Below are 19,980 nucleotides of genomic sequence, written 5' to 3' on the forward strand. Positions count from 1 at the left end.
CGTCTGCCGTCACAGGAAACTGCCGCCTCAATGAACGACGCAGTACATCGATTACGCGATTGCTGAGCATGTCAGTGGTAGCCGGTCGACCAGTCATTTCCATTCTCCTCAACAGCGAACCGTCATCGTCGTCGGAAGTGCCCAGGATTCCACCTGCGACATAAGTTTTGCGACGAATGTCCTCATTGGGCCGTGCCACATCCTGTCAATTTAGTTCGCTTATGTGGAACGCCGTGGCCACCCCTTCCGTTTTCCACGCTCCACACTCATGCCAGGAGAATAGAATGACGAAGATCGCATCAGCCATTTTCGATAGCCATACCGAGGCCGAGCGCGCCGTCTCTGAACTGCGGTCAGCTGGCGTGAGTGACAGCGCGCTTTCTGTTATCGCTCAACATAACGGCGAAATTACCACACGCGGCGGCGACGGCGACGTCACGGACGATGACCACCGTAATTTGCTCCGCGGCATCTTAGGCGGTGGTGCATTAGGTGCCGGTCTAGGCGTTGCAGCTCTGGCGATCCCTGGAGTGGGACCCCTTGTAGCAGCTGGCGCCATCGCCGCATCCGCTGTCCCAGGAGCAATGGCGATCGGGGCTGCCGCAGGAGCCGCCGCGGGTACCCTAAATGAGACGCTTAAGCAGCACGGCGTCGATGATGAAGACGCGACCTACTACGATGAGCGCATCAAGAGCGGCAGTGTATTTGTCTCTGTCGATTCAGCAGGGTCATCAATTGCCTCAGACACTGCACGCGAGATCCTGTACCGCAACGGTGGCCATAGTTCGTCGAGCGGCAGGACCACGGGCCCAATCTGAGTATTTTCCGGGAACATCGGTTCTATCCAGCCGATCTTGTCGCGCCGGATATTTCTACCCGCCCCCAAGCACGCGTCCGGCACGACGAGGCCCGCTCCTGCTCAATGGGGCGGGCCTTTCGCTCAGGCTGCCTTATCGGGCGGGATCGGCTACACGGACAGATATTTGAGATAGCGAATAGAACATCAGGGACATAGTAGCCGACCGCCTCTTACGGACGCTGGCGAAGCGGCACAAAATCGGCCTGACCGAGGCCGTAAAGCTTGCCGTCCGCCATGAACTTGCGCGGGAGGACGAAGCGATCCCGCTGGACGTTCGTATCAAGGCGCTACGCACCGAGGTGCTTCGGCGGCCGTCGACTGGGCATGCCGCGGACAAGGCTCTTTGACGAAATGTCCGGGGACCTTTGATGTTTCTCGACGCTTCGGCCATCGTTGCAATGCTCACCGAAGAGGGATGGCGACAGGCTCGCGCGCAAGATCGCCGCGTCGTCGGCGCGATGCACGTCTGCGATCGCCATATTCCAGACCGTCGCGGCGGTCGCGCGCAAGAACAGCTACAGCGTCGATGAAGCAAGGGCGATTGTTGCCCGTTTCTTGTCGCTTGCGGAGGTGACGCTGGTTCCGGTCGACGAGCCGGTCGGCCAAGCCGCTCGCCTTGCGTTCGAACGCTACGGAAAAGGGCGGCATCCCGCTAGTCTCAATATGGGCGATTGATCGAAGCGGGACGTCTGCCCAATGGCGAACCCGATCTCTTCTTCCGGGGCTTCCTGGCGCGGGTTGTCCGAAGGACACCCGAGGTGCTGGTCAAAGTCACCGGACGCAATGAGGGCGCCGAGCATCTAGGTGCTCATCTCGCCTATATCGGGCGGCACGGCGAGGTTTCTGTCGAGACGCGGGATGAGGAGGGATCGCCGACAAGCTCGAACTTGAAGGTTCGATCCGGGCCGGGAAGATCCTCGCCCCCCGATCAAAGGCGATAGCGGAACGCAGCTTAGGATTGCCGCATTGCGCCGGCGGTCATCAGGCGGCATATGCCGCCAGCGATGGATGAGAATATGACCGCGATGATTCTGCGCGTTATCGAGCGCGCCCCGCAATGGCTGCGCCATGATCTAGAATCGAAAGATGACAGCGTGCGCCGGCGCGCTGAAGAGACCTTGGCAGCTATGATCGCTGACGCGCTTGATAACGGCTCTGCCGCAGAAGCTGACTGAAACGCATGTTTGCGCACGTACTAAGAGCATCGACATGAAAAACGGCCCGACTATCCGGGGACAGTCGGGCCAGTAGAAGTCTCTCAGCATTTAGCCGGAGCCTTCGGGTCGCGCGACTCCTATAGCGGAACTGAGCGGCGAGCCGAACAGGATTAACTATCGTTCAGGTTAAGTTTCTCGGAGCGTGAGGGGTAAAGGGCAGCGGTTGGTGCTGCGTTGAGGATCGCTATATCGATATGGGGCGCACGCTGCCGGCGCTGGACTGCGGTGCAATCCTGACCGGTTCGGGCCGTGGTGGAACCTGTTCGATGCCATGGACATGTATATACGCCAGTGGCGCATATACACCTCAGGCAGGGCCAACTTGCAGACCGTCGTAGAACTGGCGAATTTCTGCGGCAGGCCAAAGCGATCATGTCTGATGAGGATCGCTCTGCGCTCGTGGATTATATCGCCGCCAACCCTGAGGCGGGTATCTCGTTGGACGGTGGCCTTCGCAAGGTGCGCATCGCTCGCGAGGGCGGCGGCAAAAGCGGCAGCTGGGTTTGAGTGAAGCGCTCGCGTTTGCGGAAGGTAAGGAAGCCGAAGCGCGCATCCATCAGCTGGAAGTGCCCGCCGTCGGTGTCGCGCGATCCGCGCCAGCACCGGCCTCTCACGAGGCGCGTTCGCGCGCAGCTTTGGCGTTGCCAAGGGCACGCTGCTCAACTGGGAGCATGGCCGCCGACGTCCCAGGGGCCCGGCACAGGTGCTACTCGCGATGATCGCCAAGAAGCCTTCGCTGGTGAGAGAGTAGCTGCGTTAGTCACCCGATTCCGGCGACAAAGACGACATCTACGGTCCGGACACCGATCCCCGAAATCTGCCCGACGTTGAGCTATTTCTGGAAATGAACCGACCGGCCAGCTTTGGAACTAAGCTGTCCATCAGGAACAGTCCGCCTTCCAGAATGTTTAGATCTCGTAACTGTGATTGGAGATGGGTGATGTTGTGGACACTGCTGCTCATTCTGCTCGTTCTTTGGGTGCTTGGTGCCTTCGTGGTGCCCGTTGGCGGCGGGTTGATCCATCTGCTCCTGGTTGTGGCGGCTATCGTGCTCATTTATCAATTGGTCGCGGGGCGTCGGGTCTAAAGACGATAGGGGCAAAGTCAGCCCGGAACGATAGCGACTGGCATTGGGACATGTACGAACATGACGTAATCGGGAGCACCGGCCGCGGGCCAGGGACACGAGATTACTGGAAGGTTGGTGCCCCCGATAAGATGAAGATCGGGCTCAGGATTTAGGACCGGGCCCAGCATCAGACGGAGGACAACCATGGATCAGTATATCTGACTGGACGTTTCTCTGAAAGACACTTCGATATCGCTTCGTCAGGATGGGAGGCGCGTTTGGCGCGGCAAGTGCGCGTCCGATCCCAAACTGCTTGCCGAAGCGATCCGCAAACGCGCGCCGAATGCAAAGCGTGGTGCTTGAGACCGGACCGTTGTCGGTTTGGTTTTATCATGCGCTTACTGCAGAGGGCTTACCTGCCATCTGTATAGACGCGCGCCATGCAAAGGCCGCCCTCGATATGACCACCAACAAGACCGATGCAAATGACGCCGATGGCCTGGCGCATTTGGCTGAGGTGGGCTTTTATCGGGAGGTGCGCGTCAAAGGCTTCGACAGCTCGACCAGCGGGAGGCAGGGCTTGGCGGGCCGACATTGAACAGTGTCGTCTCGGCGCTGTGGTTCTACTACCCGCATTACGATCGATCGTCCGGACCTGACCCGCAAGCTCTTCCGGGTAAAGCATCCCCGGTCATTGGACGGCGAACTTTGCCGACCGGGCGCATGTTCGCCAACCTTTATCGTGATCTACTTGTCGTTCTGCTACGCTGGCGTCCAATGTCCGGGAAGGAACCGTTGCCTCAACACTTTGCTGCTTTGCCCTTGCACCAAGGAGTGGGGACGGTAGCCCAGCAAAGAACGCCGATTCAGGCACACCTCAATATCATCAGCTAGAGAAACCCCCATCGTTGCGCCGTCCGCGCAGCCGGGATCAAAATGTGGCGAATCAGCACCTCATATTTGCGGTTGAACGACACTGGCTCGGGCCGCTCGACCGGGAAGGGCAGGCTCGCTATGTCGTCGCGCGCCAGTCCGCTGGCAAGAATCTTGCCCATCAGGGGCGCCATGACATTGCCCCAGGCGTTGAAATACATCAGCCCGAAAATGCCTTTGCCAAGCTCAAACACGCCGGGGAACTGCGCCTTCCGCAAGGCAACCCGGCCCGTCCAATAATCCTCCATCTCGATCCTCATGCCGCGCGTTCCCGGCCAGATGCGATGCAGCCAGCGCAACTGTGACTGAAAATGCCATGACGCATCATGCGCGCCGCCGACCCGCGGGATCGATGAGAGGATGAGCCGGCCATGGCGATCACGAACCATCGGATTGAGATCGATCGGCGCCTGCGCGAAAGTGCCGCCGCCCGGGAGAATATGGTCAAGCGCCCCTGCCGGTAGCGGCCTGGTGGTGAGGGCATAGGCGGTCAGCGGATAAAAAGCTTTTCGGAACGTGGGTTCGACCCCTGTTGGATAGGCATTGGTGCAGAACACGATGCGCTCCGCCAGCACGCTGCCGGTCCGCGTGCGGATGCGCCAGCGCTCGCCGGCCCGCTCCAGCGCCAGCGCCTCGCTATCGCCATGAATACGCGCCCCGAGCCGCGCGGCTACTGCAACCATGCCATTGGTGAAGAGATAGGGATTGATACGGCCGCCATCTTCGAACAGCACGCCGTAAGGATAGGCGGCCGATCCGATACGGGCCTTCATGTCATTCCCTGACATGCGGACCAGCTTTTGCAGGCCATAGTCTTCCAGATAGGAAAATTCCCGCAGAAATCCTTTAAAGGTCCGCCGGGTCTTCATCCCGTTGATATATCCGGAGCGGACGGCATCGCAGTCGATCGCGTAGCGGGTAGCCAGATCGAAGGGGATGGTGTGATGTTCGCGGAATAGGTCCAGAAATCGCCGGCCCTCGTCCGAAAAACGACGGAACACGCGCATGTCGCGCAGGATCGGAAGGACGTGCCCTGCGTTGCGGCCCGATGCTCCCCAGCCGGGCTGGCGTGCCTCCAGCACGGTGACTGAAATACCCGCTTCCGCCAGATGCAGCGCGAGGGATGACCCTGCAAGGCCAGCGCCGATGACAGCGACATCGGTGGAAACCGTTTCCGTCAGCGCGGGCCAGTTGGGCGCGAGACCTTGCGGCTTGGTCCAGCCACTGGCGGATATCGGAATCTCGCCCCGTTCGAAGACGGCTCTGTTCTGCATCTACTCAATCTCCAGCGAAAATTCTGTCAGTTGGCGCGTGCTGCCTTGGCGCCACGAACGGGTCACTGCGGCAGAAAAGCGAGGCGAAGCCCGCGAGCAGGGTCAGCAAGCCAAAGCAGAAGACCGGTAAGGCATAGCTCCCGCTCGCCTCAAAGGCCCACCCGACCGCTACCGGCGCCAGTGCGCCGACAAAGCCGTTAATGGTGAAGATGATCCCCAACATCGCGGGATAGGCGCGCTGGCCGATCATTTCGGTCAGCAGCATGGATCCCGCCTGTGCCGGCAAACCGGCCACGCTACCCCAGAGCATGATGAAAAGCGCGATCGCAGTCCGGCCCTGCCACAGAGGATCGCCGCCGGCCCCCAGCAAGGCTAGCGTGCCTGCTGCCTGCAAGGCGAGGATGACGGGCAGGAGGATGCGGGCGCTGATCCGGTCGGAGGCCATCCCGCCGATCAGGAGTCCCGGCAGGCTCATGAAATTGGCGACGCTATAGACGGTGACCGCGTCCGCATGATCGAAGCCGCTGTGCCGAAGATAGGCGATCAGGTTGAAAAGAATGGCATTCAAGGACAATTGGCTGATCGTGAGAACGATGGCCAGCAACCAGTAGCCGGGCTTCCTCAGGGCCTGTTCTCTTGTCAGGCCGAGGTCCTCCGCACCGTCTCCATCGGAGGGGCCGCATCGGGTGCACGGAAGGACATACACTAGCCCTGTACATATCAAGCCCGCCGCCGCGCCGATGGTCCAGAATGTCTCGCGCCAGCCCAATGCCGCGATCAGCCGCCCGCTGATCATCGGCATGGTTGCACTGGCAAGCGCACAACCGCCTATGAAGAGCGCAATGGCCAGCCCCCTGTGCCGGTGGAAGCTCTGCGAGATGACCGCGATGCCGGGGACGATCGTGGCCATGCCGACGCCCAAGCCCGCCAGCGCCATCGCCGCCATGAAGGACGCCAAAGTCCAGGTGAAGCCTGCCGTGACCCAGCCGCAAACCGCCGTGCCAACCCCAAAGGCGAACAGCCTCCTGACGCCGACTGCCCGCATCGTCCGGCCAGCGCAAAGATTGCCCGCGCTCATGCCGAGCAGCAGCGCCACCGGCCCGGCGCCCATTTCAGCTTCGCCCCAGAGGAAAAGGGGCTGCATGACGGACATATAGACGGTGAGCGACGTCAGCATGCCACCAATCAGGAGGAAGGCGATGACGGACAGAACCACCATCACCCCCCACGGATCGGAGCCAAGGGAGGCATTGCCTTTGCCGTACTTCACCATGTATTTCCTTCATTCCGATTGCTTGTGGCATCGGGCGATTTGCTCTTGAATCTGCTGGCCGCGGCTCGATATGAGGGCGCATGACGCGCGGCAGCATTCGCCCTGGTGGGCGCACGGAAAGGGTCAGGCAGACGGTTGCCGCCACCGTCTTGCAGTTCATCAAGAACGGCGAGACCGAGTTCACGATGCAGGACGTCGCGGAGCAGGCGGGCATTGCGCGCTCGACCCTTTACGCCCGCTGGCCGACGCGCGAAGCGTTGATCGTCGAAGCGCTGACGGCGCATAATGCGACCTTCCGGGTGAAGCCGCGTGCCGACTGGCGCGAGCATCTGCATGTCATTGCCATCGCCTTTCGCGACTTTTCGGTGCGCCCTGACGAAATCGCCATCAATGGCTTGATCGCCCATCTCGGCTCCGGCTTCGTGAATGAGGAAACGCTGCGCCAGTGGCGCGCGATCTCCGAAGAGATGGTCGGCCCGCTCGATGTCGCCCAACAAGAGGGAAAGATCCGTGCGGAAGTGAACACGCTGATGGTTATCACGACCCTGTTCACTTCGATCGCGGGCCTGATCGTGATCGCCAAGGACCAGCCGTCCGATGCCTATGTGCGTCAACTTGTCGACCTGCTGATTGCCGGTTGCGAAGCGCGAGGGGACCGCGATGAGCGCGGCCCCATCCCGGTTAGCGTCAATAGCTGAGCTTTGCGTCTACGCCGAAAGTGCGCTTCTTCTTAAAGGAGGCGCTGCCATAGCCAAGACTGCCGAAGTCGATACCGAAATCGATATTGCGGTCGTTGGTCAGATTGTCGCCCCAGAAGCCCAGGTCCAGCTTGCCGCCGCCGACTGCGACATCGCTCAGCGAGATGCGGGCGCGCAGATTATGGTCCGGGCGTGAGCGGATATCGCGATTGAAGGGATTGATCCGGTCCAGCGTGAACCAATAGACGGTGCTGCGATAGGAATAGTCGGCGCGCAGCGACAAGGTACCGATGGCCAATTCATGTTCATATTGCGCGCCCGCATGCGTGTTCAATTTGGCGGTCTGCGACATGCGTGCTTCAGACGCGACATTGATCACCGCGTCCGAAACGGGATTACGGTAGAGATAGCTCTTATATTTGGGTGAGGTATAGCCAACCGAACCGTCGATCGTCAGGCCAGGGACAGGGATGGCGGTGAGTTCGGCTTCCACCCCGCGATAGGCGACTCGGCCTGCATTGGCGATAGTCGATGTCGCCCCGCCGGTGCCCGCCAGAAATTGCGGGATCTGCAGATTTTTATAATCCACATAGAAGGCCGAAAGATTGGTGCGCAGGCGGCGATCAAACCATTCGGCCTTCACGCCGGCTTCATAGGATATGGCCTTTTCCGGCGCGAAGATGTTGATCTCCGAGGCGGACGGATTGATGCCCCCAGCGCGGTAACCGCTCGACACGCGGGCATAGGTCATCAAGTCCTGACGCAGCTTGTAATTGGCGGAAATCAACCAAGAGAAGTTGTTATAGGATACCTGTCCGTCGAGGTTGGGTTGCACATCACCGGCAAGCATCAGCCATTTCCTGTCCTTTGTATAACGGGCGCCGCCGGTCAGTTCCAAATTGCTGCTTGGCGAATAGCTGAGCTGGCCGAAAACGGCATAGGAACGTGCCTTGCCATGAAAGGCCTGTAGTGGCGAAAGATTTACACCCGCATCGCCACCGGGAAGCACGAAGGTCAACTGTTGATAATTGGCTTCGGACGACTTTTCATGAAAATAAAAGGCGCCACCGACATATTTGAACGCCCCCGATTCACCCAGCAACTGCACTTCCTGAGAAAACTGACGCTGACGCTGCGTAGTGTAGCCGTCATAGGGCGTCACCGGCTGGACCCCGGTAGGCAGGATGGTGCCGTCGATGAACAGCAGCGGGCTTAAGGTGAAGCCCAGCAACTGCCCGTTGCCCGACAGGCCGTTGGCGCCATCCTGGCGATAGGCGCGATGGGCCGTGATCGATTTGATCGCGAGCGCGGGGATAAGCTGATAATTGAGCGTCAGGGCATGGCCGTAAACCCTCGCCTTGACGCTGAAGCTCGGGTTGCCGTTTAGGTCGATGGCCGGTTGTTGTTCACCCCGGCGCAGTCCTTTTCGACCGATCTGAAATGCTGAGCCGCCAAGAGCCTGCGAATTTCCATAATAGGTACGAAGATCATCCGTTGCGTTGATGACCTGGAAGAACGTCGGAGCACCTTCACGGACATTATAGTCGAAACCGTAGTTGACGGTTAGCTTGCCGAAATCACCCTGGACAGCAGCGGTGACGGCATCACTGTTGAGTGCGCCGGGATCTTTGCTTGAGGGAGCCAGACTATTGTCGAAATAGCCGTTTTTCTGCCGATGCATGTAGGAGACCGTAGCTTTGATCGGCATGTTGCCGATTAGGCCGGTATCGAACCGCGCGCGGGCGAACCAGTCGTCGAACGTGCCATAACTCGCTTTCCCCTCGAAGCCCGGATCGTCGGTGGGCTTGCGGCTGACGAGTTGGATCGCGCCGCCCACACTGTTGCGCCCGAACAGCGTGCCCTGGGGGCCGCGCAGCACTTCGATGCGCTCCAGATCGACCAGGTCAAAGATCGCCCCGGCCGATCGCGCAATATAGACGCCATCAAGATAGATGCCGACGCCCTGTTCCGACACTGCACTGGGCGATGCGTTGCCGATGCCGCGAATAAATATCGACGCGGCGGTAATCGACGCGGGCTGCGCACTGATGCCGAGATTCGGGGTGAATTGTGCCGTCGCCACCACATCGCGGATATTAAGCTTGTCTAGCATTTCGCCGGTCAGGGCGGTCACGGCCACCGGTGTTTCCTGAAGATTTTCGCGTGTCCGGCGGGCAGTCACGACAATGGTGCCGAGTTGAGCATCGGCCTGAACCACCGGCTTTTCCGCCTGCGCTTCCGCCGCCCGGGCCGCGCCGCAAATCGCGCTCAACGCCGCGCCAGAAAGCAACAGATTGCGTGATAAACGCCGTAACATCATGACATTCCCCTCTCTTTGCGTAGCCGATGCGGCTTATCACTCCTGATTCTTTGCATGCTGGCACAGAGCTCTCGTGCAAACAAGACATTGTGTAGTGTTTGCATCCCGGCTATCATGATCGCTCTGCCACCGCTGATCGCGCCCGGCGCCCGTAAGTCACGGAAAAAAGGAGAGGGAAAACATGTCCGATACCGATGCCGCCGCCAGCTATGGTTATTGCGAGGCACGCATCGCTGACCGCATCTTATTTTGCTCAGGCCAGATCGGGATAGAGGCCGATGGCAGCGTCGCACCCGATCCATCCCGCCAGTATGAGCTGGCCTTCGCCGCGCTGGGGGAGGTTCTGCGCCGCCACGGATGCGGCGCTAGCGATATCGTGGATCTCACCTCTTTCCATGTCGGCTATCCTGCGCACATGGACGGTTTCATAGCCGCGAAGTCCGCGTTCATGCAGGGCGGGAGCACCTGCTGGACGGCGATCGGCGTTAGCGCGCTGGGCCATCCCCGCTCGATCGTCGAGATCAAGGCCGTCGCCCTGCTGCCCCATGCCGTATAGCGCCGACTTTCTCGGCATTTCCATTCCTCTCCTCTTGGAGCGACTGCATGAAATTAGGCACGGAATTCGACTATATCATCGTGGGCGCGGGCTCGGCGGGATGCGTTCTTGCGAACCGGCTTTCGGCGGACGCGGCCGTTCGGGTCCTTCTCCTCGAAGCGGGTGGGCGCGATCGCAACCCACTGATCCATATTCCCGCCGGTTTCTTCCCTATGTTGCAAGGTGGGATGGCAAGCTGGCACTATCAGACCACGCCGCAGCGGCATCTCGACAATCGCATCCTGGCTGATGCACGGGGCAAGGTGCTTGGCGGCAGCAGTTCCATCAACGGTATGTGCTACAGCCGTGGCAGTCCCGAGGTTTTTAACGGTTGGGCGAACCTCGGGAACAGCGGCTGGTCCTATGAAGAGGTGCTGCGCTATTTCAGGCGCGCCGAGTGCAGTGCCCATGGCGAAGACCATTTCCACGGCGGCAGCGGCCCGTTACCGGTGACGCGCGCAGAGATCCGCAACCCCGGCCAACGTGCGTGGATCGAAGCCGCGCAGCAGGCTGGTTATCCCTATAGCGATGATCAGAATGGCGCGGCGCCAGAAGGTTTTGGGCCCTCTGAACATACCATCCGCAACGGCCGCCGGATGAGCACCGCCGTCGCGTATCTGCATCCGGTGCGAGGACGGCGCAACCTCATCGTCCGCACGAGGGCGCATGTGACCCGGCTGCTGCTGCACGGCCACCGCGCTGTCGGCGTCGAATATCGGCAGGGCAGGGAGACCCGCCAGGTCCGCGCCGCGCGCGAGGTGATCGTGAGCGGGGGCACGTTCCAGTCGGCCCAGTTGTTGATGCTTTCCGGCATTGGTGATGGCGATCATCTGAATTCGCTCGGGATCAACACCGTCATCGACCTCAAAGGCGTCGGCCAGAATCTTCATGACCATATTGGAACGCAAGTTCAGATCGGCTGTCCAGAGCCCATCTCCGACTATAAATTAGCGGCCAGTCCTATCAGGATGGCCGCCGCCGCCTTGCGCTACATGATCACGCGCGGCGGCCCGCTCTCCGGCAGCGGCACCGATGCGGTCGCTTATCTGCGCTCGGGTGCGCCGGGGCATGACGAACTCGATCTGAAATATTATTACCTCCCGATGCTGCTTGGCGCGGGTGGCAGGCCGATGCGCGAACATGGCTTCACCAAGCTGGTGATCCTCACCCGGCCGGAGAGCCGGGGGGAATTGAAGCTGCGCTCTGCAGATCCCATGGACAAGCCGCTTATCAATGCTAATTATCTTGCAGAGGAACGGGATCGGGATGCGCTCCGCCGGGGCATCCGGATCGCGCGCGAGATTTTCGCGCAACCCGCCTATGCCCACTTGCGGGGGCAGGAATATGTGCCGGGCGCGTCCTGCACGAGCGACGCTGACCTGGACGCCTTTTTCCGCAGCACCTGCAACGTCAATTATGAAGCGGTCGGAACCTGCCGCATGGGACAGGACGCGCTTGCCGTCGTGGATGCGCGACTGCAAGTCCATGGAATCGAGGGGCTGCGGGTCGTCGACGGATCAATCATGCCACGTATCACCACCGGCGATCCCAACGCGACAATCATCATGATCGCGGAAAAGGCTGCAGATATGATATTCACCGGGCGTTGAGGAATGAAGGAAAGAACATATGCATAGGCGGTGCAGGTAGACCTCCGACATGGCGAATACCGGTTGCCGAATGCGTCCTTATGCGCACGAGGGGCGAATGGCGCCATTCGAATTCCGGTTGGCTTGCGTCCGGACAGGCCGCGTATCTCATATCGTCTGCTCTTAAAAAAACTTGCGTATCTTCTTGATCGCCCAATTTTTTTGGCGCGGAGCCGACGCGACATAGGTCCTGGCTCCTCGCGACGGTTGCGACTGTCCAATCCAGGGATAGACCGTTAGCGACGGTGGACTGGGCGCAGCTGCCCTCGAACAATCAGGCTAGCCTGTTGCGCGCCAGACCCTTGCACCGGATGATGAGGATGCTAGACGTGGGATCAGCCCGTCTGACGATTGCCTAGGCGTGATCGCCATCCGAGGATCAAAGCTATCTCCAACAGCCGCCTCCCAGTTGCCGATGTTGGCACATTGCAGTCCCGCGAAACGCTGCTGAACACACTATACGCGAGTGCCTCGGAGGTCCCCGCATGGGTCAGCTTCACGCATGCTGCGCGCGCGGTTTTCGGCTGTGACCATGCAGCGGTGATGGTGGGTGCATCCCACGATGGAGTCTTCGTGGGCGCCTATTCAGATGACGCGATGGCAGCGGAGATCGAAGCTTTCTTCGCCAGCGCAGCGTTCGAACGGAACAGCGGCGTCCACAAGTTCGCATTGGCTGGCGGCGCGCATGTGACGCTCCTGCCCGTCGCCGATAGCCAGAAACGCAGTGCAGCGATCATATTGTGGGAGCAGAGTAAAAGTGCGCCCCTTTCTGCGCCGCAGGAAGAGCTGCTTGGGTCCCTGTCCGAACCATTGTGCCGCAGCTTGCAGATTTACTACCGCATCATGGATCTGGCACGGCGCGGCATGTTAAGTGATCTTGCGCTCAACTCCAGCCGCATCGGCGCTGCTCTTGTCAGCAGTGATGCGGAGTTGATGATGGCCAACGATGTTGCCGACCACCTGCTTGCGACCGGCGGCGGCTTGCGCGTCGTGGGCAGCCGATTGCAAGCTGAAAGCGCGGAGGAGACGCGCACGCTCCTGGCCGAGATAAAACGCTGCGCACTTGCCCAGGCGCCGGAGCCGGATCTGCAAAATTATGTGCCGATGGCTTTCTCTCGCCGCGATCATGCCTTGCCGCTTACGATCATCGTTCGGCCGGGCCCCGGCTATTTCCCGCTGCGTCAGCCCAACCGGCGGACGGCGATCCTGGTGCTCCGCGACCCTGCGGCTCAGGCGGCGTGGCCGGCAGAGACGCTCGCCCGCCTTTTTGGCTTAAGTGCGGCCGAGGCGCTGCTTGCAAGCAAGCTGGCAAAAGGCGCAAGCCTTGAGGAAGCGGCAACCGAACTCGGCATCAGCCGCAACACAGTGCGATCGCAGCTTCAAAGCATCTTCCTCAAGACCGGAATCAATCGTCAAAGCGATCTTATCCGGGCGCTACTGAACTCAGCTGCCACCTCCGCATAGGCCGTCCTGTCATCGGAAAGATGTGAGCCTCATCCCCTTTGCAGGTCCGCATCCGCCTTGCGCTCCGCAGGATCTGGACGAAGGCCGCGCACCAGGCGTCCCGGAAGCGCCCCGGTAGGCTGCCCGTCCCGCAACACGATCTCCCCGGCCAATATGGTGACATGATAGCCATCGGCCCGCTGCGTCAGCCGCCGTCCACCGGCCGGAAGGTCGAACGTGACCTCGGGAGCATGCAGCCGAAGCGATTTCAGGTCGATGACGTTGATGTCCGCGCGGTATCCGGGCGCGAGCAGGCCGCGATCGTTGAGGCCGATGAGCGAAGCTGGACCGCGTGTTAGGGCAACGACAGCGCGCTCGAGTGGCACGCGCCCATAAGCGCGATCCCGCACCCAATGGGTCAGCAGATGGGTCGAGTAGCTTGCATCGCAAATCGCCCCATAATGCGCACCTCCGTCGCCCAACCCCATCACGGCATCGGGGTGCATCATTATCTTTCGCATGCCGTCCAGATTGCCTTCGGCATAGTTGGAGATGGTCAGGTACAGCTGCCGCTTGCCATCCCGTTCCAGCAGCAGATCGTAGGCAAGCTTGGCGGGCGTGGTGCCCAGCGCCTCTGCCCGGCCCGCCAGGCTCTCGGCCAGCGGCGGTTCGTAATTGGGTGTGTCGGCGAGAGGGAAGATGCGGCCGAAATCATGAACGAAGTTTGTCAGGGCATTCCCTGGATCGGGCGTCAACGGCTCTGAAAGGATCGCGGCCCGGATTTCCGGCCGCCGTAGCTCCGCGATCTTTTCTTCAAGCGACAGCGTCGCGAGAGAGCGGTAGGTCGGGCTAGTGCAGAAGGGGTGCAGCGTAAGCTGATGCCCCATCACAGCGCCCGTCGCACGGCCCAGAACCTGTACGCCGATGCGGCAACCGACTGCGTTGGCGGCGCTGATCCGCGATAACAGGTTGCTCCGGTCCGGGTCTTCGGCAGTGCCGCTCACGGGGAATGTGATCGGTCGACCCGACTGCCCGGCAATGCGGGTCAGCATGTCGAATTCGGCATCCTCGTCAGAGAAATCGCTCACGAACTGGAATGTGCCCCCGCCTGCAGCGGTCATCGCGTCCGCAAGCGCCTGGAGTTCGACTTCTTCGGCCGTCAGCGTAGGGATGAGGTTACCGTCTATGGAGCGGTGGAACATCGTGCGGGACGTACCGATGCCCATCGCGCCCGCCGCAATTCCCTCCTTCACCAACGCCGCCATGCGAGAGCGGTCTTCCGCCGTCGCGGGCTCGCGCGCTTCGCCTCGCTCGCCCATGACATAGACGCGCAGCGCCGCGTGCGGGATGAGCGCCGCGACATCCGCGTCGAAAGCCTTGTTACCGATGCTGTCGAGATATTCCGGAAAGGTTTCCCAGTTCCACGGCAGGCCTTCGGTCAAAACCGGGTTAGGAATATCCTCCACGCCCTCCATCAGCCGGACGAGGCCCTCCCGCTGCTCCGCGCGGCAGGGAGCAAAGCCGACGCCGCAATTGCCCATCAGCACCGTGGTCACACCATGCTCGGTCGATGGGCGCAGCCCCGAATCCCACGTCACTTGCCCATCATAATGTGTGTGAATATCGACGAAACCCGGCGTCACGATCATGTCCGTAGCATCGATCTCTTCGACACCATCGCCGAGATTGCTGCCCACCGCAGCGATGCACTCGCCGATAACCCCGATATCGGCCCGCCGAGCCGTGCCGCCGGTGCCGTCAACTACCAAGCCATTGCGTATAAGGATGTCGAAGCGGCTCATTCCATTGCTCCTCGCCATCGCCGCCTTTGCGGCGAGAACATTGCTGCTTGTTCTACGCGTTGACGGTAGCAACAGACGGCCTGCCTGCCTTCATCCAAACGGATGATCGCAGCCATGAGCCTAAGTTTCTCGTCTCCCTCCCGATCATTCATTTGCATGATGACACTCGTGAAGCGGCTCATGACAATGGGTGCCGCAACAACGAGGTCGCCCGTCACGGGGTGGATCAAGCAGTCAATCATTTTAGGATTGGGCTGAGCCAAATGAGGTATGTGCGATGATCGAAACAAGGAAGCTCGGCGCGATCGGGTTGGAAGTCATCGGCGTCGATGCTTCAAAGACAATCGATGAAGATACAGCGCGGCAGCTCGTTTCTCTGTGGCAGGAGGAGGGCGTGCTGCTGTTCCGGCGCGTCGGCATTGACCCTGAACTTTTGCTCAATCTCAGCCGATGCTTCGGCGAACTGGATCCGCACCCTATTCCCGACCTGCGCGTGCCGGAACATCCCGAATTGATCCTCCTTACCAACAAGGGCGGGCCGCGTGGACCAGTCTATGCGTTTGACGGCGTGCCGACCTATGGCCGGATACCCTGGCATACCGATCTTGCCTTCCAGGAAGTGCCTAATGCCGGGGCCTTGCTCAACATGGTTGAGAAGGCGACGATCGGCGGGCGCACCGCCTGGCTCGACACCGCAGCGGCCTATGACGCGCTCGATGAGTCGCTCCAGCGCCGTATCGAGGGGCTCGAAGTGCGTTTCGAATTTTGCACTGACCTCAGCCGCGTCCGCTTCGGCAAGGAAAATGGCACGCGCGTTAGCGAGATGAAGATGAACTTCCCGGATTATCCACCGCAGGCGAGGCCGCTCGTCTGGAGGCATCCGCAAACCGGCCGCACGATCATGAATATCTGCCCGTTGAACCTGCAAGGCATAGTTGGCATGGATCAGGGGGATAGTGACGAACTGCTCCAGACCTTGATCGACAAGCTCTGCCAGCCGCAGTTTATTTATGAACATGACTGGGAGGAGGGCGACACCGTCCTGTGGGATAATTACCGGATAATGCACCGCGCCGAAGGGCATCCGCTTGACGTGATCCGGGTCGTGCACCGGACGACATTGCGCGGATCGGCGAAGGTCGGGCGGGCCATCTCTCCGCACGCCGCGCTCGTCGCTTGATGCGGTGCCCTCCGTCAGCGCCAATCACATCGATTTGAGGCTGTAAATCGAGGAGGGGTAGGGCTTCGTCGCAGGTCTGGACCGCGCGGAGATTTCCAGTGGCTTTGTATATGATGGACGCCTTGCTTCGCCGCAGAGAATGGGTGCCGTAATCCTCCCTCGCCAGGCCAATTCCTGTGACCCAATCATTAACAAGGCGATGATATTGCCGTGTGCTGATGTGAGGCGCGTGGTCGGCGCGGCTCGGAAGGGCGAAATCCTCAAGTGATCCACCCCACAACTCAAGCTATTTAAGAAGGCTGGCTCAAGCATCGTCCATCAGCTCAAGCTGGACTGGCCTTCCGGTCTTCTTCTGAACCACGGCGGTTCGCGTCCGGATGCTTAAGCTAAGGGCGCTCAAGTGCCAGTTTTCCAATGGGGCGCGGCCACTGCCTTCGATTCTGGAGATTCCCGTTGTCTGAGAAAAATCGACAACAACACAAGAACGGCAGTGGACAAAAACTCACTTTGCCAGTTCTGAAAAGATTCAAACCAGAGCTGTGGGTCGCCCAGATAGGTCAGAGTGCTGAGAGGTGTCTCGCCATGTTGGACTGCGTTCTCGGCTGCTGCTTTAGCACTTTGCGTCCAATGGATGATGAAAGATATGAGGAAGAGCAGCGCCAACGCTGATCCTAATGAACGGGCGTAGATTGCTTGCCACACAGAACCCCACCGGAGGATGTGAGGGGCGCCTGGCCTTTGCGCCTGCCTTTCTAAATCCGCGTCGCGCGCTGAATCATCGGGATCCTTCGACTCTGCCGATCCCCGCTGAAATAAAATAGCTGTGAGGACAACATATGCGGACATCTGCAGGAATTCGCTTTCCCAATTTTCGAAGACGGAGGATAGGAAATCCGGGCTCACGGTGTAGGCAGCTAACGACAGCGCAGGCTGGTGATGACGGGACGCTTCTTCAAGCGCCACATGCCAGCCGGTTAACCATTGCCCCAGAATACTGGCCGCAAACAACGCCAATAGGGTGATCGTTAGACCATTGTCCCGCAACAGTCTCATAAGACGCGCTCCTTCATCATCGTTGAAGGAGAACGCATGTGAAACGGCTTTGGTCCGACAGGCCACCCTTTTAACCAGAGTTGATTTTTTGCCGATCTGTAGGGAGAGCCGCGGCTTTCGAGACATGCCAGCAAGCCGCTCCAAGCCTGATCGCCAAGGCAGATCGTTCTGGCTCTCGCTGACATGATCAGCGCCAGGTGTTGCGATCGCTTTTATCCTGTGGAAGGCACGTGCCCATGAAAGGGTCAAAGCTCTCAACTAAGAAGCTGGCTTCCGGTCCTGCTGCTCGATCTCGTCCAGCACCGCTTCGGGCGCCACATCTCTGGTAATGTCGGCGATGACCGGGTCATCAGCCTTTCGCAGTCCGAGATGCTGCGCCAGTTCCAGATTCAACTGGACCAATTTGGTGATCTCATGTTCGGCCAACAAGCTGATCTGAAGATCGAGATCAGCCCTCTTATCCGCCGCGGCCGCCGCTCGATTCTGGCTGATCAGAACGAATGTGGACAGGAAGATCGCCTCGACCGACGCCCAGGTTGCCAAAATGACGAAGGTTGGATCAAATGGGGCAATTTCAGGGATGAGGTTCAAATTGCTTGCGACCCATGCGCCGAACAAAACTAAATGAAGGTATACGAACCGCAAGCTGCCGGTAAACCGGTAAACTGGGTTATCGCTTCGGCGATCTTCTCCTGCGCACTCGCCTTTCCCTCTTCGCTGCGACGCCGGTCCTCAAGCGCCGCGATATTTCGTTTCAAAGCCTCAGACAGGTCGGGCGGCCCAGGAGGCGCTATTGTGACCGCTGATTCAGGTCTGGGAGGTTTGGGCTTGCTCATGACGGATCATTTTACCTGGACTTTGTTGCATCGCTTCATGTGGATCTTTCCTCAAGCGCTTGCTTTGACGTCAACCGGCGTTGAAGAAAGGAAAGTACGAGAGTTTCTTCCGGCGTTAGGTGCACCAATTCTTCACGCAGCTCCTTTTCCACTTCCACCCGGGCTTCTAGGATGAGGGTGTCACTCAAATAACTGTCGAATATCTCCGGATGAATGTAGCATTTCCTGCACACGGTCGGCGTATTCCCGAGCCGTGCGGCAACCTTCTCGATGGCTGATCGAATGTTGCGCTTTGCTGCGGCCTGGCTATCGACCTTCTCCAGTTCTGCTAGCGCAAGCGCCGCGAGCACCGTGCCGCTCCAGGTTCGAAAATCCTTCGCCGTGACCTCGCGGCCGGAGATCTCCTTCAGATATCCATTGATATCTCCGGACGTCACCTCGCGCCGTTCCCCGCCCTCATCGAGATACTGAAAGAGGTGCTGTCCGGGAAGATCCTGGCTGGCTTTCACGATCTTCGCTATTCTGCGGTCCCGAAGCGTGAGCCGCCATTGCTTTCCACTCTTGCCTTTGAATTGAAACCGCAGTTCCGAGCCGCTCACGTCCACATGACGGTCACGCAGTGTCGTCAGCCCATAGCTCTTGTTCTGCTTGGCGTAATCAGCATTCCCGACGCGGATCATCGTTGTTTCCAGTAGGCGAACGACGGCTGCGAGCACCTTCTCGCGAGGCAGGCCTTTGAGCGCGAGATGTTCATCAACCCTCGCGCGTATACTGGGTAGAGCAGCAGCAAAATCGAGCAGATGCTCGTATTTTGTACTGTCGCGTATCTCCCGGAATTTTTCATGATACCGATATTGCTTGCGGCCTTTTGCATCCCGGCCCGTTGCCTGAAGATGGCCGTTGGCGTCCGGGCAGACCCAAACATCCTTATAAGCCGGTGGGATGGCTAGCTTGCGAATGCGCGAAAGCGTTTCAGCATCCTTGACCGGCGTCCCGTGAGGCGAAAGATACTGAAAACCTTTTCCGCGCTTGAGACGCCTGATCCCCGCGTCTTCGTCACTCGTGTAAACGAGTCCCGCCACCTCTGCAGCTTCCCGCGCGTCGACAATCGTCCCGTTCTCTTGATCGCCAGCTACGTGAGTTGAGGTTCCGAGCACCATGCTGAGAAATCACTCGGGGCTGCTGTCAGTTCCATAGCAATGCTCTGGTTGTTGGCCTCGAAGTCTGCGGCGAATGAACGACTGGGGACAGGCGAACCTTTCAAGCCAAAGCGCCCAGGCCTCTCAACTGCAACACTGATGCGCATCCTGGCTCCGACCACGATGGCCCTGGCTTCCCGTTGCAATTAGATGGGAGTTTCCTGCGTCGGATCCCGCTGTCTTTTACGATGATGAGCAGCAAGCGAGAGCGTGGCAGCTTTTGCTGAACCATTTCGCACTGGTTGCTTTTGCATCGGACACGTAGGGAGGAATTTATGCACATCAAAGGCTTAGCAGTCGTTGCAAGTGGCTTGTTGCTAGTCGCTTGCAACGGGGGAGGCTCTGGAGTCAGTTCGGCCGGATCGATGGCTGGAGGGCTAGCAGGGAAGGTGCCATCGCTCGTTAACGTGGATCTCCGTAACGTCCTCAATGATCTTGCTGTGCGCTTAAACCTCGACAAGGCAAATGTTCCTATCAACGCTCAGATCCCGATTTCGCTCGCCGTGAACGTGTGCGGGGTGTCGATCAACGTGCTGTCAGCCTCAACAGGCGGACAGGCAAATTGCACCGCGAATACCGC

Annotated in this window: 18 protein-coding genes and 2 pseudogenes; 12 read left to right on the forward strand and 8 right to left on the reverse strand. The window is 59.7% G+C overall.

Going from position 1 to position 19,980, the window contains the following annotated elements:
• The first annotated feature begins 284 nt into the window (after nucleotides 1-284).
• The 7 genes and pseudogenes from ACFO3E_RS09565 to ACFO3E_RS09595 all read left to right on the forward strand — a co-directional run.
• Nucleotides 285-818 carry a hypothetical protein gene (locus ACFO3E_RS09565; RefSeq protein WP_066530074.1) on the forward strand — a complete coding sequence of 178 codons (534 nt, stop codon included), beginning with the start codon at nucleotides 285-287 and terminating at the stop codon, nucleotides 816-818.
• 193 nt (nucleotides 819-1,011) lie between these two features.
• On the forward strand, nucleotides 1,012-1,206 hold the full coding sequence (locus ACFO3E_RS09570) for a type II toxin-antitoxin system VapB family antitoxin (protein ID WP_380804253.1): 195 nt from the start codon (nucleotides 1,012-1,014) through the stop codon (nucleotides 1,204-1,206).
• 46 nt (nucleotides 1,207-1,252) lie between these two features.
• Nucleotides 1,253-1,534 carry a type II toxin-antitoxin system VapC family toxin gene (locus ACFO3E_RS09575; protein ID WP_066530072.1) on the forward strand — a complete coding sequence of 94 codons (282 nt, stop codon included), beginning with the start codon at nucleotides 1,253-1,255 and terminating at the stop codon, nucleotides 1,532-1,534.
• A gap of 329 nt (nucleotides 1,535-1,863) precedes the next feature.
• On the forward strand, nucleotides 1,864-2,034 hold the full coding sequence (locus ACFO3E_RS09580) for a DUF6771 family protein (RefSeq protein ID WP_335676244.1): 171 nt from the start codon (nucleotides 1,864-1,866) through the stop codon (nucleotides 2,032-2,034).
• 414 nt (nucleotides 2,035-2,448) lie between these two features.
• Nucleotides 2,449-2,583 (forward strand): hypothetical protein, encoded by a 135-nt coding sequence (locus ACFO3E_RS09585; RefSeq protein WP_257784377.1) that lies wholly within the window; start codon nucleotides 2,449-2,451, stop codon nucleotides 2,581-2,583.
• 433 nt (nucleotides 2,584-3,016) lie between these two features.
• Complete coding sequence (locus tag ACFO3E_RS09590; protein WP_156518604.1) at nucleotides 3,017-3,163, forward strand: lmo0937 family membrane protein; 147 nt, start codon at nucleotides 3,017-3,019, stop codon at nucleotides 3,161-3,163.
• A gap of 204 nt (nucleotides 3,164-3,367) precedes the next feature.
• Nucleotides 3,368-3,704: pseudogene (locus tag ACFO3E_RS09595) on the forward strand (IS110 family transposase); the annotation flags it as partial.
• 331 nt (nucleotides 3,705-4,035) lie between these two features.
• Here ACFO3E_RS09595 and ACFO3E_RS09600 read toward each other — a convergent pair.
• Complete coding sequence (locus ACFO3E_RS09600) at nucleotides 4,036-5,352, reverse strand: NAD(P)/FAD-dependent oxidoreductase (protein ID WP_066530066.1); 1,317 nt, start codon at nucleotides 5,350-5,352, stop codon at nucleotides 4,036-4,038.
• A 4-nt stretch (nucleotides 5,353-5,356) separates the two neighbouring features.
• Entirely contained in the window at nucleotides 5,357-6,625 is a 1,269-nt protein-coding gene (locus tag ACFO3E_RS09605) for an MFS transporter (protein WP_380804181.1), read from the reverse strand.
• Between the two features lie 80 nt (nucleotides 6,626-6,705).
• On the opposite strand from ACFO3E_RS09605, the gene ACFO3E_RS09610 reads away from it, so the two are divergent.
• Complete coding sequence (locus ACFO3E_RS09610) at nucleotides 6,706-7,323, forward strand: TetR/AcrR family transcriptional regulator (RefSeq protein ID WP_066530063.1); 618 nt, start codon at nucleotides 6,706-6,708, stop codon at nucleotides 7,321-7,323.
• On the opposite strand, the gene ACFO3E_RS09615 is transcribed toward ACFO3E_RS09610, so the two are convergent.
• A complete protein-coding gene (locus ACFO3E_RS09615; protein ID WP_380804184.1) occupies nucleotides 7,313-9,643 on the reverse strand; it encodes a TonB-dependent receptor in 2,331 nt (776 codons plus the stop codon). The genes ACFO3E_RS09610 and ACFO3E_RS09615 overlap by 11 nt on opposite strands.
• A gap of 181 nt (nucleotides 9,644-9,824) precedes the next feature.
• Here ACFO3E_RS09615 and ACFO3E_RS09620 point away from each other — a divergent pair, with 181 nt between their 5' ends.
• The 3 genes from ACFO3E_RS09620 (at nucleotide 9,825) to ACFO3E_RS09630 (ending at nucleotide 13,351) form a co-directional block, all read left to right on the forward strand.
• Nucleotides 9,825-10,199 carry a RidA family protein gene (locus ACFO3E_RS09620; protein ID WP_066530055.1) on the forward strand — a complete coding sequence of 125 codons (375 nt, stop codon included), beginning with the start codon at nucleotides 9,825-9,827 and terminating at the stop codon, nucleotides 10,197-10,199.
• Nucleotides 10,200-10,246: 47 nt separating this feature from the next.
• Nucleotides 10,247-11,848 (forward strand): GMC family oxidoreductase, encoded by a 1,602-nt coding sequence (locus ACFO3E_RS09625; RefSeq protein WP_380804187.1) that lies wholly within the window; start codon nucleotides 10,247-10,249, stop codon nucleotides 11,846-11,848.
• Nucleotides 11,849-12,313: 465 nt separating this feature from the next.
• The gene (locus ACFO3E_RS09630) at nucleotides 12,314-13,351 is read left to right on the forward strand and encodes a helix-turn-helix transcriptional regulator (RefSeq protein WP_380804190.1); all 1,038 of its coding nucleotides are present in this window, start codon (nucleotides 12,314-12,316) and stop codon (nucleotides 13,349-13,351) included.
• 29 nt (nucleotides 13,352-13,380) lie between these two features.
• Here ACFO3E_RS09630 and ACFO3E_RS09635 read toward each other — a convergent pair whose 3' ends face one another.
• Entirely contained in the window at nucleotides 13,381-15,132 is a 1,752-nt protein-coding gene (locus tag ACFO3E_RS09635; RefSeq protein ID WP_380804193.1) for an N-acyl-D-amino-acid deacylase family protein, read from the reverse strand.
• A gap of 277 nt (nucleotides 15,133-15,409) precedes the next feature.
• On the opposite strand from ACFO3E_RS09635, the gene ACFO3E_RS09640 reads away from it, so the two are divergent.
• On the forward strand, nucleotides 15,410-16,312 hold the full coding sequence (locus ACFO3E_RS09640; RefSeq protein WP_066530047.1) for a TauD/TfdA dioxygenase family protein: 903 nt from the start codon (nucleotides 15,410-15,412) through the stop codon (nucleotides 16,310-16,312).
• Nucleotides 16,313-16,388: 76 nt separating this feature from the next.
• On the opposite strand, the pseudogene ACFO3E_RS09645 reads toward ACFO3E_RS09640, so the two are convergent.
• The 4 genes and pseudogenes from ACFO3E_RS09645 to ACFO3E_RS09660 form a co-directional block, all read right to left on the reverse strand.
• Nucleotides 16,389-16,691 (reverse strand): annotated as a pseudogene (locus ACFO3E_RS09645) (site-specific integrase); the annotation flags it as partial.
• A 17-nt stretch (nucleotides 16,692-16,708) separates the two neighbouring features.
• Nucleotides 16,709-17,509, reverse strand: coding sequence for a DUF6766 family protein (locus ACFO3E_RS09650; RefSeq protein WP_380804196.1), 801 nt, complete (start codon nucleotides 17,507-17,509; stop codon nucleotides 16,709-16,711).
• 114 nt (nucleotides 17,510-17,623) lie between these two features.
• Entirely contained in the window at nucleotides 17,624-18,010 is a 387-nt protein-coding gene (locus tag ACFO3E_RS09655; RefSeq protein ID WP_225870652.1) for a DUF1003 domain-containing protein, read from the reverse strand.
• A gap of 226 nt (nucleotides 18,011-18,236) precedes the next feature.
• Nucleotides 18,237-19,361: a DNA topoisomerase IB gene (locus tag ACFO3E_RS09660; protein WP_380804198.1), complete on the reverse strand. Its 1,125-nt coding sequence runs from the start codon at nucleotides 19,359-19,361 to the stop codon at nucleotides 18,237-18,239.
• Nucleotides 19,362-19,980: the final 619 nt, after the last annotated feature.

This window comes from Sphingobium tyrosinilyticum (genome assembly GCF_042654265.1).
Classification (GTDB): Bacteria; Pseudomonadota; Alphaproteobacteria; order Sphingomonadales; family Sphingomonadaceae; genus Sphingobium; species Sphingobium tyrosinilyticum.

Bases quoted from the DNA above. Each gene is read 5' to 3' on its own strand.
- ACFO3E_RS09625 (WP_380804187.1), top strand. From the start codon at position 10,247: ATGAAATTAGGCACGGAATTCGACTATATCATCGTGGGCGCGGGCTCG.
- ACFO3E_RS09660 (WP_380804198.1), bottom strand. From the start codon at position 19,361: ATGGTGCTCGGAACCTCAACTCACGTAGCTGGCGATCAAGAGAACGGG.
- ACFO3E_RS09585 (WP_257784377.1), top strand. From the start codon at position 2,449: ATGTCTGATGAGGATCGCTCTGCGCTCGTGGATTATATCGCCGCCAAC.
- ACFO3E_RS09600 (WP_066530066.1), bottom strand. From the start codon at position 5,352: ATGCAGAACAGAGCCGTCTTCGAACGGGGCGAGATTCCGATATCCGCC.
- ACFO3E_RS09615 (WP_380804184.1), bottom strand. From the start codon at position 9,643: ATGATGTTACGGCGTTTATCACGCAATCTGTTGCTTTCTGGCGCGGCG.
- ACFO3E_RS09605 (WP_380804181.1), bottom strand. From the start codon at position 6,625: ATGGTGAAGTACGGCAAAGGCAATGCCTCCCTTGGCTCCGATCCGTGG.
- ACFO3E_RS09610 (WP_066530063.1), top strand. From the start codon at position 6,706: ATGACGCGCGGCAGCATTCGCCCTGGTGGGCGCACGGAAAGGGTCAGG.
- ACFO3E_RS09590 (WP_156518604.1), top strand. From the start codon at position 3,017: ATGTTGTGGACACTGCTGCTCATTCTGCTCGTTCTTTGGGTGCTTGGT.
- ACFO3E_RS09635 (WP_380804193.1), bottom strand. From the start codon at position 15,132: ATGAGCCGCTTCGACATCCTTATACGCAATGGCTTGGTAGTTGACGGC.
- ACFO3E_RS09620 (WP_066530055.1), top strand. From the start codon at position 9,825: ATGTCCGATACCGATGCCGCCGCCAGCTATGGTTATTGCGAGGCACGC.
- ACFO3E_RS09565 (WP_066530074.1), top strand. From the start codon at position 285: ATGACGAAGATCGCATCAGCCATTTTCGATAGCCATACCGAGGCCGAG.
- ACFO3E_RS09640 (WP_066530047.1), top strand. From the start codon at position 15,410: ATGATCGAAACAAGGAAGCTCGGCGCGATCGGGTTGGAAGTCATCGGC.
- ACFO3E_RS09580 (WP_335676244.1), top strand. From the start codon at position 1,864: ATGGATGAGAATATGACCGCGATGATTCTGCGCGTTATCGAGCGCGCC.